This window comes from Burkholderia sp. Cy-637, assembly GCF_011753175.1.
Classification (GTDB): Bacteria; Pseudomonadota; Gammaproteobacteria; order Burkholderiales; family Burkholderiaceae; genus Burkholderia; species Burkholderia gladioli.
The window spans coordinates 22,029-34,044 of sequence record NZ_VWWC01000072.1 but is presented as its reverse complement, the minus strand read 5'-3'; the positions used below and the strand labels follow the sequence as shown (position 1 = coordinate 34,044).

The 12,016-nt window shown below is 67.1% G+C and carries 16 protein-coding genes; 3 read left to right on the top strand and 13 right to left on the bottom strand.

The window, feature by feature from the left end:
• From F3J10_RS19360 to F3J10_RS19340, 5 genes are all read right to left on the bottom strand, one after another.
• Window positions 1–785: FAD-dependent oxidoreductase (locus tag F3J10_RS19360; RefSeq protein WP_167242780.1), on the bottom strand; the 785-nt coding region annotated here is incomplete at its 3' end.
• Complete coding sequence (locus tag F3J10_RS19355) at window positions 779–1,453, bottom strand: cupin domain-containing protein (protein WP_167242779.1); 675 nt, start codon at window positions 1,451–1,453, stop codon at window positions 779–781. The genes F3J10_RS19355 and F3J10_RS19360, both read right to left, overlap by 7 nt.
• Window positions 1,454–1,564: 111 nt before the next feature.
• On the bottom strand, window positions 1,565–1,909 hold the full coding sequence (locus F3J10_RS19350; RefSeq protein ID WP_167242778.1) for a carboxymuconolactone decarboxylase family protein: 345 nt from the start codon (window positions 1,907–1,909) through the stop codon (window positions 1,565–1,567).
• A 44-nt stretch (window positions 1,910–1,953) separates the two neighbouring features.
• Entirely contained in the window at window positions 1,954–2,235 is a 282-nt protein-coding gene (locus tag F3J10_RS19345; protein ID WP_025097988.1) for a hypothetical protein, read from the bottom strand.
• A 68-nt stretch (window positions 2,236–2,303) separates the two neighbouring features.
• Window positions 2,304–3,080, bottom strand: a complete 777-nt coding sequence (locus F3J10_RS19340; protein WP_124095168.1) for a glucose 1-dehydrogenase — start codon at window positions 3,078–3,080, stop codon at window positions 2,304–2,306.
• On the opposite strand from F3J10_RS19340, the gene F3J10_RS19335 reads away from it, so the two are divergent.
• Entirely contained in the window at window positions 3,079–3,330 is a 252-nt protein-coding gene (locus tag F3J10_RS19335; RefSeq protein ID WP_167242777.1) for a hypothetical protein, read from the top strand. The two genes, F3J10_RS19340 and F3J10_RS19335, sit on opposite strands and share 2 nt — an antisense overlap.
• 39 nt (window positions 3,331–3,369) lie before the next feature.
• On the opposite strand, the gene F3J10_RS19330 is transcribed toward F3J10_RS19335, so the two are convergent.
• Both F3J10_RS19330 and F3J10_RS19325 read right to left on the bottom strand, forming a co-directional pair.
• The gene (locus tag F3J10_RS19330) at window positions 3,370–3,747 is read right to left on the bottom strand and encodes a type II toxin-antitoxin system VapC family toxin (protein WP_025097986.1); all 378 of its coding nucleotides are present in this window, start codon (window positions 3,745–3,747) and stop codon (window positions 3,370–3,372) included.
• A complete protein-coding gene (locus F3J10_RS19325; RefSeq protein ID WP_025097985.1) occupies window positions 3,747–3,950 on the bottom strand; it encodes a type II toxin-antitoxin system VapB family antitoxin in 204 nt (67 codons plus the stop codon). The genes F3J10_RS19330 and F3J10_RS19325 overlap by 1 nt, the downstream gene beginning before the upstream one ends.
• Window positions 3,951–4,006: 56 nt before the next feature.
• Between F3J10_RS19325 and gcvA the strand changes: the two genes are divergently transcribed.
• On the top strand, window positions 4,007–4,948 hold the full coding sequence (gcvA, locus tag F3J10_RS19320) for a transcriptional regulator GcvA (RefSeq protein ID WP_167242776.1): 942 nt from the start codon (window positions 4,007–4,009) through the stop codon (window positions 4,946–4,948).
• A gap of 90 nt (window positions 4,949–5,038) precedes the next feature.
• Here the strand turns inward: gcvA and F3J10_RS19315 are convergent, their stop codons facing one another.
• From F3J10_RS19315 to F3J10_RS19305, 3 genes are all read right to left on the bottom strand, one after another.
• The gene (locus tag F3J10_RS19315; protein ID WP_167242775.1) at window positions 5,039–5,908 is read right to left on the bottom strand and encodes an arylamine N-acetyltransferase; all 870 of its coding nucleotides are present in this window, start codon (window positions 5,906–5,908) and stop codon (window positions 5,039–5,041) included.
• A 129-nt stretch (window positions 5,909–6,037) separates the two neighbouring features.
• Complete coding sequence (locus tag F3J10_RS19310) at window positions 6,038–6,799, bottom strand: hypothetical protein (protein WP_167242774.1); 762 nt, start codon at window positions 6,797–6,799, stop codon at window positions 6,038–6,040.
• Window positions 6,800–6,985: 186 nt separating this feature from the next.
• A complete protein-coding gene (locus tag F3J10_RS19305; RefSeq protein WP_167242773.1) occupies window positions 6,986–8,461 on the bottom strand; it encodes an amidase in 1,476 nt (491 codons plus the stop codon).
• A 36-nt stretch (window positions 8,462–8,497) separates the two neighbouring features.
• On the opposite strand from F3J10_RS19305, the gene F3J10_RS19300 reads away from it, so the two are divergent.
• Window positions 8,498–8,746 carry a hypothetical protein gene (locus F3J10_RS19300; RefSeq protein ID WP_167242772.1) on the top strand — a complete coding sequence of 83 codons (249 nt, stop codon included), beginning with the start codon at window positions 8,498–8,500 and terminating at the stop codon, window positions 8,744–8,746.
• Here F3J10_RS19300 and F3J10_RS19295 read toward each other — a convergent pair.
• Genes F3J10_RS19295 through F3J10_RS19285 form a run of 3 tightly spaced genes read right to left on the bottom strand, consistent with a single transcriptional unit; the run spans window position 8,725 to window position 12,003 of the window.
• Window positions 8,725–10,458 carry a ShlB/FhaC/HecB family hemolysin secretion/activation protein gene (locus tag F3J10_RS19295; RefSeq protein WP_167242771.1) on the bottom strand — a complete coding sequence of 578 codons (1,734 nt, stop codon included), beginning with the start codon at window positions 10,456–10,458 and terminating at the stop codon, window positions 8,725–8,727. The genes F3J10_RS19300 and F3J10_RS19295 overlap by 22 nt on opposite strands.
• A 19-nt stretch (window positions 10,459–10,477) precedes the next feature.
• The gene (locus F3J10_RS19290) at window positions 10,478–10,816 is read right to left on the bottom strand and encodes a small multidrug resistance protein (RefSeq protein WP_167231517.1); all 339 of its coding nucleotides are present in this window, start codon (window positions 10,814–10,816) and stop codon (window positions 10,478–10,480) included.
• Window positions 10,813–12,003 carry a hypothetical protein gene (locus tag F3J10_RS19285; protein ID WP_167242770.1) on the bottom strand — a complete coding sequence of 397 codons (1,191 nt, stop codon included), beginning with the start codon at window positions 12,001–12,003 and terminating at the stop codon, window positions 10,813–10,815. Before F3J10_RS19285 ends, F3J10_RS19290 begins: the two co-directional genes overlap by 4 nt.
• Between the last annotated feature and the right edge of the window lie 13 nt (window positions 12,004–12,016).

The window sequence follows — 12,016 nt, the reverse complement described above, 5'->3', positions numbered from 1 at the left end:
GGGCCGCCCGGCGCCGAGGCGTCGTGGACCTCGGCCAGCGGCCCGCGCGCGCTGCGCGCCTCGCCGGACAAGCCGGCCTCGCGCCAGAACGGCCGCTCGTAGATCGCCAGGTATTTCGCGTGCGGCGCCATCCAGGTGGCCGTGCCGCGCCAGCGCCGCGCGATCGGCTCGGGCAGCGCCGGCTCGAATTCGATGGTGGTGGCGGCGAGCCTCGGCGGCAGCGCCAGCAGCACGTGCGCCGCCGAGAAGACGCTCGCGCCGCCTCGCGCGTCGATCGTCTCCAGCTCGACCTGCTCGCCCGCCAGGCGGATCCGGCGCACCGGCGCACCCGTCACGATCCGCGTCGAGGCCAGGCGCGCGCGCACCGCGTTGACCAGCGCGCCCATCGAGCCCGCCAGCCGCCACGAGTCGGTCGCATAGGCCTGCATCCGCTGCGGCGCACCCTGCTGGCCGCGCTCGACCATCATCGCGCCCGCTTCGGGCTGCGCGAAGCGCGCCAGGCCCAGCGCCTCGACCAGCTCGCTCAATTCGGGCTGGAACGACGGCCAGAACCAGGTCGCGCCGAGATCGAAGCGCGCGTTCTGTTGCGCGGCCGCGCCGCTCGCAGCCATGCCGGCCTTTGACGCGAGCAGTTCCGCCTCGCCCGGCGCCTCGATCCGGCCGCCGAGCCGCTCGCCGGCCTCGATCAGCAGCAGGTCGCGAAAGCCGTGCTGCTCCAGCCGCCATGCCGCCGTCAGGCCGGCCAGCCCCGCGCCGACGATCACTACCTGCGCGCGCCTCAGCACGATGCCGCCTCGGGCTGGCCAGCCTCGCCGCCGGTCTTCACATAGACGGTCGCGCCGCTCGTGCCGGCCCGGCTGGCCGGCCGATCGCCATCGGGCAGGCGGATCCAGCTACCGCGCAGGTAGCGCGCCCCATCCACGCGCAATTCGCCATCCACCACCAGCAGCTCTGCCCGGCCCGTCGCGCCGATCGCGAGCGCCGCATCCGCGTCGAGCCTGCGCAGCTCGACGCGTTCGGAATCCGAAACGAACAGCGAACAGACCTCGCCGCCCGCCTCGCGTCGCCAGGCAGCCGGATCGCGCGTGTCGACGCGGATCGAGGCCGCCTCGCCCGCCGCCATCTGGCGCAGCTTGACGAACAGCACCGCGCCGTCGGCACTCGACGGTTGGTGCGCCGAGCCCGGCGGATTGCGCAGATACCAGCCGGCCGGGTAATCGAGCTCGCCTTCCGAGAAGGTGCCCGCCAGCACCAGGATCTCCTCGCCGCCCGGATGCGGATGCGCGGGAAACCGCGAATCGCGCGCATAACGGACGATGCTCGTGGCGCGCGCCTGCTCGCCGCCGATGCGGTCGAGCATCACGCGCTCGACGCCGGGCTGCGGCGAGGCGATCCATTGGTATTGATCGGCCGACACGATGGCGCGGCGCGCGAAATCGGCATTGACGAGCATGCGGGTGGCTCCGGAACAAGTGCGTGGAAATTGCCGCGTGGACCGCGGCAATGGATAAGGATGAACGGCGCTCATTGGCATGAGCGCCGTTCATCGACGAAGCCCGAAGCCTCAGGCCGTGGGCAGCGCCGCGTGCGCTTCGAGCACGCGCGCCGAGTAGGTCAGTGCGGCGCCCGCGTTCAGCGCGATCGCGACGCCGAGCGCCTCGGCGATCTCCTCGCGCGACGCGCCGTGCTCGACCGCCTTCTTGGTATGCACGGCGATGCAGCCGTCGCAACGCGTGGTGACCGCCACCGCCAGCGCGATCAGTTCGTGCACTTTCGGTTCGAGCTTGCCGAGCTTGGCGCCGGCGTTGTCGATCGTCATCAGGCCGCGCATCGCCTCGGGGTTCAGTTTCGCGAAGTCGCCGACTCGCTCCAGCAGCGAGTCGCGATAGGCATTCCATTCCTGCATCATGGTGGATCGCTCCAATCTCGGTTGAAGGTGAGGCTCGCCCGGGCTCAGGCGACCTGGTAGATACGGATCTCGGGGGCGGCCTCGAGCAGCGGCCCGAGTTCGCCCACCACGTCGGCCGTAAACAGCGCGCTTTGCAGATAGACCTGCGCGTTCGCCTCGCTGTCGAAGCCGTGCAGCACCTGCACGTCCTCGTCGCGCAGCAGCAGCTCCTTGGAACGCGCACCGGCGATGGTGCCGAGGAAGCTCGGCTTGTACTTGGCGTAGACGCTGGCCGCGGCCGCGCGATTTTCCTTGGCGATCTTCATCGTGATCTGCAGATAGGCCATGGCATGGCTCCTTTTGCTGGGTTGTTCGGTTCGGTTTGGTTCGGTTCGGCTTGCTTCGGCGAGGGGTTTCAGCCCTGGCGGCCGGCCATCACGCCGCCGTCCACCGGCAGCACGGTGCCGGTGATCCACGAGGCGTTGTTGGAGGCGAGGAACAGGATCGCCTCGGCGATATCGGCCGGCTGGCCGTTGCGCCCGAGCGGATGGAAGGCGTTGAAGGCGGGCAGCGTTTCCTTGACCTGGTCGTCGGACATGAAGGTGTTGTAGACCGGCGTCTCGACCACGGCCGGCGCGACTGTGTTGATGCGGATGTTCGAGGCGGCCAGCTCGATCGCCAGGTTGCGCGTCAGCGCATGCACGCCGGCATTGGCGGCCGAATAGGCGGCCGACGGCGTCGCGCCGATCGCCTGCAGCGCCCACAGCGAGCCGGTCTGCACGATCGCGCCGCCGCCGCGCAGTTGCATCGCCTTGGCCGCGGCCTGCGCCATGAAGAACTTGCCCTTCAGGATGATGTCGAGGAAGCCGTCGTACTCGGCCTCGTCCACCTCGAGGAAGGACTTGGGGCGGAACACGCCGGCGTTGTTGACGAGGATGTCGACGCCGCCGAAGGCCTCGGTGGCCAGCGCGACCAGCGCGGCCGCCGTTGCCGGCCTGGCGATGTCGCCGGCCTGCCAGCGCACGCGCTCGCCGCTCGCGTCGATCTCCGCCGCGGCCTGCTTCAGCTTGGCCGCGTCGCGCCCGCCGATCACGACGCTGGCGCCCGCCTTGACGAGCCGCGCCGCGACTTCCTTGCCGATTCCCGAGCCGCCGCCGGTGACGATCGCAACCTTGGAAGAAAAACTATGCATGATGACTCCCGTTCGTGACGTTGAATGGGCCACGGGCTGCTTGGTTGGTTCGGCAGTTCGTGACTGGATGACTGCATTCTTCGCCGATCGCGGAAGTGCCGCAAATCAGATATTGTGTGTCGCTCTGAAAGAAAATCTTTTTCTTCTTTTAGATTGCGACACGAGGGAACGAAAAGCTTTTGGCTTTCGTGGGGGACATGCCACGAGGGCAAAACGTGAGGAAAAAACGGACGTGATCGAGCAACGATAGAAAACGCCGCACGAGCAGCGGCGCAGGTGTTTTTCGCGCTTACCGCATCGGAACGAAATTCACGCCGAAACGCTCGGCGAGGTTGGCAAGACGCTTGTCGATGGTCCAGAGCCGTGCTCCGGGCGTAATCAAGGCCGACGAGAGCAAGATGAAATCCACCAAGCCGCAGCCCATGCCGAAGAGTTGCTCTCGTTCGACGAAATCGATGACTTCCGTGACGCTGGCCTGATTGCAGGCCTGCAGCAAACGAAGGTCACCCAGCGTTCTCGATCGAGGAGCCGGTGGCGTACCACAAGCCAACTCACCGATGACCATCGGATGAATGAGTACCAAATCGAAAGAAAGCAGGTCGAACAACGCTCGATTCCCATTGCGGAAGTGCTCGACCCAGACCGAAGTATCGACCAGGACCCCCATCACGACTCCGGCTCGATTCGATAACGATGCACGTCTGGCATGTCGGGTGCCGCACCGCCAAGTGCGGCGAGCCGCTTTGCAGCCTGGACGCGCACGAATGTCTTGATCGCCTCCCGGAACAGGTCCGCCTTGTCCATTCCTGGTTCGGCCATTTGCAAGGCCTGGGTGTAAAGATCATCGTCGATAGTCACCGTGGTCCGCATGATTTCACCTCATCAAATAAGATTCGAATTTACATCATTTTTTGCATCAAGGTACCGTGAAAACACCCATCTTCCTCAACGCCCTGCGCGCCTTCGAGGCCAGCGCCCGCCACCAGGGCTTCTCGGCCGCCGCGGTCGAACTGAACGTGACGCCGGCCGCGGTCGGCCAGTTGGTGCGCTCGCTGGAGGAGTGGCTGGGCGCGCCCTTGTTCGTGCGCGGCACCAGCGGCCGCGCGCGGCTGGTGCCGACCGAGACCGCCGAGCGCGCGCTGCCCGATATCCGCGCCGGCTTCGACCGCCTGTCGATCGGCCTGGCGCGCCTGCAGGAAGGCACGCGCTCGGGCGTGCTGACCGTGGCGGTCAGCCCCGCGTTCGCCGCGAAATGGCTGCTGCCGCGCATCGAGCGCTTCCACGCGCAATGCCCGGAAACCGACGTGCGGCTCGACACCAACCTGAAACCGGTGGATTTCGTCGCGCAAGGCATCGATATCGGCGTGCGCTACGGCCGCGGCAGTTGGCCCGGCCTCGCCGCCGAGAAGCTGATGGAGGAACGCATCTTCCCGGTCTGCTCGCCGGCCTGGCTGGCCAGGCACGGCGCGCTGGGCTCGCCGCGCGAGCTGGCCGGCAAGCCGCTGATACACGATCGGTCGGTGGAGACGGATGCGGGTTTCGCATCCTGGGAAGCCTGGCTCGCCCACGCGGGCGCGGCCGCGGTGGAAGCGCGGCGCGGCATGCAGGTCAACAATTCGGCGGCCGTGCTGCAGGCGGCGATCGACGGCCACGGCATCGCGCTGGCGCGCAGCGTGATGGCCTGCGACGACGTGGCCGCGGGCCGGCTGGTGCCGCTGTTCCCCGAGATCGCCTATCCCTCGGCGCTGGCCTATTACGTGGTCTATCGCGGCGAGGCGGCGACCCTGCCCAGGCTGGTGGCGTTCCGCGACTGGCTGATGCGCGAGGCCGCGACGGGCGATTGCGGGAGCGGGGCCCAGGCCGGTTGAGCCCTGGATGGCGCCGCCGGTCGCGCGGCAGGCAGCGCGCGCGAGCCTCGCCCTACCCGCGTTGTCGCTTCGATACTCCCGCGCCGCACCTCAGCGCGATTGCGACTGCGCCTGGGCCAGCGCGTCGAGCGCCGCGCTGCGCGCCTGCACGCGCGCGAACAACTGCTCGATATCGAAGCCATCCAGGTCTAGGTCGAAGCGCTGGTCCAGGCAGGCGGCCCAGGCAGCCGCGTCGGCGAGACGCTCATGGCGGGTCGCCGCCCCGCTCGCATCGCGCAGCGTCAGGGTGTCGTTGAGCAGCGCGGCGCGGCCTTCCGGCAGCACGCGGCTGACGATCAGGTCGTTCACGAACTTCGAATCGGGATGCGTCGAGGTGTACCAGTTCGCCACCTCGTAATCGATCTGCTCGACGGCGCGCGCCACGAAACGATAGACCGGCTGCCAGCCCTTCGCGGCACGGAATTCCAGGTCGAACGCGTCGGCGCCGGGCGCCTCGACCAGCCGGTACTCGCCATGCGGCGTGCGCTGCGCGACACCGGGCGTGGCCGCGAGCGGCGCCGTCTGCGTGACCGCGCCGAAACCGACGTCGAGGTTCCAGGTCGCGCCGTCCAGCTCGACGCGCAGCAGCATGTGGGTCTGCGCGGCCACCAGCTCGGGGGGGCGCTGCCAGCGCACGCGCGCGATCAGCGGCGTGACGCGAAAGCCGAAGCGCTCCAGCACCGCCTGGAACAGCCGGTTCTGCTCGAAGCAGTAACCGCCGCGACGCCGCGCCACCAGCTTGGCGCCCAGCGACGGCAGGTCGAGCCGCACCGGCGCGCCGGTCAGGGAATCGAGATTCTCGAAGGCGACCGCGGCAGGATGGAGGCGATGCAGCCGGCTCAGCGCATCGAGCGTCGGCGCGACTTCGCCCCGGTAGCCGATGCGTTCGAGATAGGCGGGAAGATCGAGATCGTCGTGCATGCCAGGAGGTCCGGTGGAAGGGAGCGCGCGCGGCGGCGAATGCGCGCTACCTTAGCACTGCCATGCGATCGCCGCCGGCAGGCGCGAGACGGCAGGCTTCGGCGAGACGATGGCGCCGCGTCGTGCCCGTCAATGCGCGACGCGGCGCAGCGCCAGCGTGGCGACCGGCGGCACCTCGATGCCATGCACCGAGGCGTAGCGCACCGCGTCGTTCAGCGTGGCCGCGGCCGCGTCGATCTGGTCGGGCGCGTGCTCGGCGAAGCGTGACGAGGCCGCATCGGGCGCGGCCGCCTGCGCGCCGCTGGGCAGGCCCTCGAAACGCTGCAGGCCCTCGCCGAGCGAGGCGAGCCCGCTGCTGAAACTGTCGCGATCGACCGGCAGGGCCGAGGCCGACGATGCCGACGCAAAGGCCTGCGACAGCGCCAGCGCGATCGATTGCTGCGCGCCGCCGATCTCGGCGAGCGTGCTGCTCGAGACGCGCGAGGCGTCGCTGCCGTCGCCGAGCGTGCCGGCCGCGCTGGCGGCCTGGCCCGCCGCGCCCGACAGGCCCATCGCGACGGCCAGGTCGGCCTGCCCCGCCAGCACGCGGCGATTCGCGTCGACATAGGCGGTCCAGTCCGGCGAAGCGGAGGCGGCGGAAGAAGGGGAAACGGGAGAGGCTGAAGCGCTGCGCGTGGCGCCATCGGGGCTGGCCGAGTCGTTGCCACGGCCGTCAATCGCGGCGTATTGCGCGACATATTGCGCGGCGGCCGGGCGCGCCGCGGCATGCGCGTGGCCCTGCTGCGCATGCGCGCCGGCGCTCGCGACGAAGCCCGCCGCGGCCATGAAGGCCGCCCGGGCATGCCTCTTCGCGATCGCTCTTACCTTGTGGGATGTCGTCAGCGCTTTCATGGACAAAATTGTCCGCGCAGCGCGACGCGGGATGCAACGATCGATACAACTGGAAACGTATGAGCAATCCGGGGCCGGTGCGCGGCGCGGCTTCGAGCCTGGCGAAGCCCACGCGGCGGCGACGGAAACGCGGCGCCCGATAGCAAGCGCCGCGCCCGGGAGTCGTTCCGTTCCGCCTTGCCGCGCCTAAGCCCGCAGGATGCCCGGCAGGCGCTCGGCGACCAAATCGCCGGCCTGTTGGTAAGCATGCGCGAGCTGCAGCACAGCGAAATCGTCGCGCGGGCGCCCGATCAGCTGGATGCCGGTAGGCAGCCCCGCCTCGTTGAAACCGGCCGGCACGTTGATCACCGGGCAGCCGGCCAGGGTCCAGGGCGTGACGGTTTCCATCCAGCGGTGATAGCTGTCCATCTCGCGGCCCGCGATCGCCTTCGGCCAGCGCTCGTCGACATCGAACGGAAACACCTGCGCGGTGGGCGCGGCGATGAAGTCATGGCGCTCGAACATCGCCATCAGGGCCTGCAGCCAGGCCGTGCGCGCCGCGCTCGCCTCGTAGACCTGCTCGGCCTTCATCGCCAGCAGCCCTTCCACCTCGTAGACCGCCTCGGGCTTGAGCAGCGCGCGCCGCGCCGGATCGCGGTAATGCACCAGCGCCGCGCCGCCGGCCAGCAAGTGACGATGCGCGAGCCAGATACGCCAGATCCGCGCCGGATCGAAGGCCGGCAGCGCGGCATCGACCTCGCAGCCGATGCTGCGCAGCGTGCCGAGCGCCGCCTCGCCCAGCGCGAGCACGCCCGGCTCGGTCGCGAGATAACCGTCCCAGTCGCCGACCCAGGCGATCCGCTTGCCGCGCAGGTCGGCGTCGAGCGGCTGCGTGAAGCGGGCCGGATCCTCGTCGAGCGAAAGCGCGTCGCGCGCGTCGCGGCCGGCCTGGATCGCCAGCAGCCGGGCCAGGTCGGTGACGGTGCGCGCCATCGGGCCATCGGTGCCGAACTGCTGGTAGAACACGTCGACGGCGGGCCAGCGCGGCACGCGACCGACCGAGGGCCGGAAACCTAGCACGTTGCAGAACGCGGCCGGATTGCGCAGCGAGCCGCCGAAATCGCTGCCGTCGGCCACCGGCAGCAGGCGCGCGGCCAGCGCCGCAGCCGCCCCGCCGCTGCTGCCGCCGGCGCTCTTGCCGAGATCGTGCGGATTGCGCGTCGCGCCATAGACCTCGTTGAAGGTATGCGAGCCGAGCCCGAACTCGGGCGTGTTGGTCTTGCCGATGAAGATCGCGCCGGCCGCGCGCATGCGCGCCACGGCCACCGAATCCTCGACCGGGCGGAAATCACGGAAGATCGGCGAACCCATGGTGGTGACGATGTCCTTGGTCATCGCCAGGTCCTTGGGCGCCTGCGGGATGCCGTGCAGCCAGCCCTGCCATTCGCCGCGCGCCAGCGCCGCATCCTTTTGCGCGGCCTCGGCCAGCAGCGTGTCACGCTCGCGCAGCGCGACGATCGCATTGACGCGGCCGTTCACGCGCTCGATATGGTCGAGGTAGGCGCGCATGGTCTCGACGCAGGACACGGCCTTGCCGCGGATCGCGTCGGATAGCGCGTGCGCAGGCATCGCGACGATCGGATCGAGGGAGATGGGAGACGACGGGGCGGGCTTGACGCTCATGAGGCACTCCTGAAGCGAGGGAACGCCGACAATTATATGAAGGGTAAGCTGAGCGGTCTGCGCGATTTCGCCGTCGATTTTCGATTTTTTTCGCATAATCCAGTGCGATTCGCACTGAATCCGCGCCATCGTTTCGCGTGCCGCCATGACGCCCGGCCGCGTGCGGCCCGGGTGGCAACAGGCGGCCCCAATGTGTCATTTATGCGCATAAACATAAAATTCTTAGATTTTTTATTCGGCCGCCGCGCCGCGGCAGGCTGCGATCAAAACTGCGCCGTCAATTGAAACCCCAGCGTGACGCGCGCGGTCGGAAACCCCGAAGGCTTGTAGACCGGCGTCCCGGCAAACAGATCGTAGGCATAGGCGCCGAATCGAGTCGCCACGCTGCCCTTCACGCCCACCACCGCGCCAGCCAGCTGCGTGCCCACCAGCAGAACCGGCTGCGGCCCCCACACGCGACCGTAATCGAGCCCGGCATAGATCGCCTGCCCGGTCTGCCCGATCGGCATCTGCAGCTCGTTGCGCCAGTAGAACCCGCGCGCCGCCGCCAGCATCGTTTCGCCGTCGAAGCCACGCACCGTGTAGCGGCTGCCGATGGTCAGGTCGTCGATGTAGTACAGCGTGTTGCCCGTGTACTGGCCGTGGAGGCTCGTCACGTAACGGAACGGCTGCCTGGCGATCGCGAACGGCACCGACAGGTTCGCATCGAGCACCGCCATGCTGTAGCGGTAGGTCGGCCCGCCCCCTTCGGCGAGGATGTCGTCGCGCGCGCCGAATCCGCCGATGCCCTGCCGATAGGCAAGCGCACCATCGAATTGCGCGCCGCCGACGTAGTGGCGATCGGTCAGCCCGAGTTCGACAAGCGTGTTGTTGCGTCGCTGCTGGGTGATTTCGGTGTCCTCGATGAAGCTTTCGCCGAAGCGGCGCGAGAGACGGACATATCCGCCGACCACGTCGTTCTGACCGCGCAGCAGGACACGGGCCAGCTTGAAATCCAGGGTCTTTGAATTGCCGCTCGCGATGAAGGTCTGGTTCACGCCGGCAATCTGCTGGTAGTAGGTGTTCGTGTACGCCGCGATCGTGGCGGTCCAATAGCCCCAGGGGATCGAGTAGAAACCGTTCCAGCCGTGCGAGCCGAGGCGCTTGTCGCCGAATTCGAGATCCTGGCTCACGCCGATGTTGAGGATGTCGTTGAGACCGAGCGGGTTGTCGATGCCGATCGACAGGTTGCCCTGCAGCCTGCCGGTCGCGCGTGTGCCGGAATTGTCGATCGAGGCAACGAGGGTCCACGGCTTGCCGCGCTTCACGTCCAGTACCACGTCGCTTTCGCCCGGCTGCTCGGCAGGGACGATTTGCATCGACACGTCCTGGCTGGTGACACGCTTCATCTGCTCCAGGCCTTGCTCGAGGTCGCGCAGGTTCAGCACCTCGCCGTCGCGGGCGGGAAACGCGGTTTTCCAGGTGCCGCGCAATGTGTCGTCGGCAAAACGCAGGTGCCGGATCATGCCGGGGATCAAGGCGAGTTCCAGCGTGCCGCCCGTCAAGTCCTGTTCAGGCAGCAAGACGCGCGTCGTGATGTAGCCACGCGCCAGGATTTCCTGGGAAAGGCCTTTGACGATCATGTCGAGACCCTGCCTGCCGACGCATTGGTTCGCGTAGTGGGCGAGCCACTCGCGGGCGAAGGCGAAACGATCCATCGGCAGCGCGGACGCGCCTGCCGACCTCGCGGAAACGGGTAACGAATCGGGGACATCGAGTGCGAAGCGGCGGATCGGGAAGCATGGAGTTTCAGCCGGAAGCACCGGATAACCGACGCTTGCGGCAACACGCGATCGAACGCCTGGCGCTGAAACGGTTCGCTCGCGTTCTCTTGCCTCTTCCTGCTGCCGGACCTGCTGTTCGTTGCCAAACTGCTGCGCGGATTGTGCCCATGCACCGGCCGATGCAAGGAGCAGCGAGCTTGCCACGACCCTGGTCCCTCGGATTTTCTTGTTCATGTTTGTTTTCATCTCATCATCATGCGTAACGCGTGAGCATCCAGACCCCGATCAGGATGACGAAGGCGCCGGCCGCCTGCATTGGCCGCAGAAGGTTTTCATGGAGTGCGGTGAACGACAGGACCACGATCATGGAGACCGCCACCATGGTGGGATAGGCGATGCCGAGCGTGGTCCTGCGTAATGCGAGCGCGTAGAGGATGAAGCCGGCGCCATAGGCCGCAACCGCGGCGCCACGCATGAGCCATGGCAACACGCTCGACTCGCCGAGCGCGATTCCCTTGAGCGCCGCGATCCTGAGCAGGACGCTGGCGAGGCCGCCGAAGATCCCGCTCGCGATGACGATCAGCCAGTTCATCGAGCCGCTGCCCTCGACGTCGCTGCATTCGAACGACAGGCCGCCGTGATCCGAGCCTCATCCGATGCATCCTGGATCGCGCCGAAAATCATGTTGAAGCGGCTCGCGCCGTGCAACGCGATCAAGACGATGGCCGGAAATACGACCGAGAAATTGCGTGCCTCGTCCCGATAACCGAAGAAGAGGAACAACACCAGTATCGGCAGGAATGCCGCGAGGAAGTAGTGCCGGTAGCGAGTTGGCGTCGCACGCCAGGCCGCACGGAAGAACACCGCGAGCGGCACCAGCATCAAGGGATTTTCCAGGCTCGGCGTGAAGATGCCCTTGCCGATCAGGTTGTAGAACGACAGGTAGGATTTAGGATGCAGCCAGAACTTCAGGTTGTCCCAGACATGGAATTCAACGAAGCCACCTGCGTTCGCGCCGTATCCGCTCATGATGAACTGCCGGGTCGCGATACAGATTGCAAGCTGCAACACGAGCCACGCGATGCGCTTGCGCATCGACACGTCAGGCTCGTGCAACACGAACAAGGCGAGCGGAACGAGAAAGAAGGTTTCCTTGTTCAGCGAGAAGACGGCAATCATCAGCGTGCAGGCCGCCATGCGCTTCTTCAGCAGGAAATAGCATGCGCCCAGCACGCCGAGCAACTCGAAGAAATCGTAGTAGTAGCCGCCCTGCTGAAACGTCAGTGGATAGATGAAACTGAAGGCCGCCAGAAAACCGACGGAATGTCCGAAGCTCAGTCCATGCAGCCTGGCCAGCCTGTAGATCAGCAGCAGTGCAAACAGTGTCGCCAGGACGATCGCGATGTAGGTCAGGTGGTAAACGAGCGCCGTGACGGGCGTCCAGTATTCGTCCGGCACGTTCGCGAAATAGGCCTTTCGCAGCGAATCATGTCGCTTGATCGAGTTGAACAACTTGTCCTGGGTGGCCTGGCCGAGTTGCCCGGCGATCCATTTCCCCGCGCGAGGGAACGCCGAACGGTAGACATAGGGTTTCGGCGCATCGCCGTTCATCATCCCGACAAGACTGTAGCTCGTCGCGAAGCTGCCCTTCTGGTCGTCGCGAAAACCCCATTTCAGCAGCATGCTGTTGGTGATGTTGCCCGCGCATACGAACAGCATCACGTAGACGATGGCGAAGCGGCAAAAAGCACGCACCCGGTTCTGGTTGATTACCGTCATGGTATTTCGCCGC

Bases quoted from the DNA above. Each gene is read 5' to 3' on its own strand.
- F3J10_RS19305 (WP_167242773.1), bottom strand. From the start codon at position 8,461: ATGAGCGTCAAGCCCGCCCCGTCGTCTCCCATCTCCCTCGATCCGATC.
- F3J10_RS19315 (WP_167242775.1), bottom strand. From the start codon at position 5,908: ATGCACGACGATCTCGATCTTCCCGCCTATCTCGAACGCATCGGCTAC.
- F3J10_RS19285 (WP_167242770.1), bottom strand. From the start codon at position 12,003: ATGACGGTAATCAACCAGAACCGGGTGCGTGCTTTTTGCCGCTTCGCC.
- F3J10_RS19300 (WP_167242772.1), top strand. From the start codon at position 8,498: ATGAAGGGTAAGCTGAGCGGTCTGCGCGATTTCGCCGTCGATTTTCGA.
- F3J10_RS19310 (WP_167242774.1), bottom strand. From the start codon at position 6,799: ATGAAAGCGCTGACGACATCCCACAAGGTAAGAGCGATCGCGAAGAGG.
- F3J10_RS19295 (WP_167242771.1), bottom strand. From the start codon at position 10,458: ATGAACAAGAAAATCCGAGGGACCAGGGTCGTGGCAAGCTCGCTGCTC.
- F3J10_RS19325 (WP_025097985.1), bottom strand. From the start codon at position 3,950: ATGCGGACCACGGTGACTATCGACGATGATCTTTACACCCAGGCCTTG.
- F3J10_RS19340 (WP_124095168.1), bottom strand. From the start codon at position 3,080: ATGCATAGTTTTTCTTCCAAGGTTGCGATCGTCACCGGCGGCGGCTCG.
- F3J10_RS19330 (WP_025097986.1), bottom strand. From the start codon at position 3,747: ATGGGGGTCCTGGTCGATACTTCGGTCTGGGTCGAGCACTTCCGCAAT.
- F3J10_RS19290 (WP_167231517.1), bottom strand. From the start codon at position 10,816: ATGAACTGGCTGATCGTCATCGCGAGCGGGATCTTCGGCGGCCTCGCC.
- F3J10_RS19355 (WP_167242779.1), bottom strand. From the start codon at position 1,453: ATGCTCGTCAATGCCGATTTCGCGCGCCGCGCCATCGTGTCGGCCGAT.
- F3J10_RS19350 (WP_167242778.1), bottom strand. From the start codon at position 1,909: ATGATGCAGGAATGGAATGCCTATCGCGACTCGCTGCTGGAGCGAGTC.
- F3J10_RS19345 (WP_025097988.1), bottom strand. From the start codon at position 2,235: ATGGCCTATCTGCAGATCACGATGAAGATCGCCAAGGAAAATCGCGCG.
- F3J10_RS19335 (WP_167242777.1), top strand. From the start codon at position 3,079: ATGATGACTCCCGTTCGTGACGTTGAATGGGCCACGGGCTGCTTGGTT.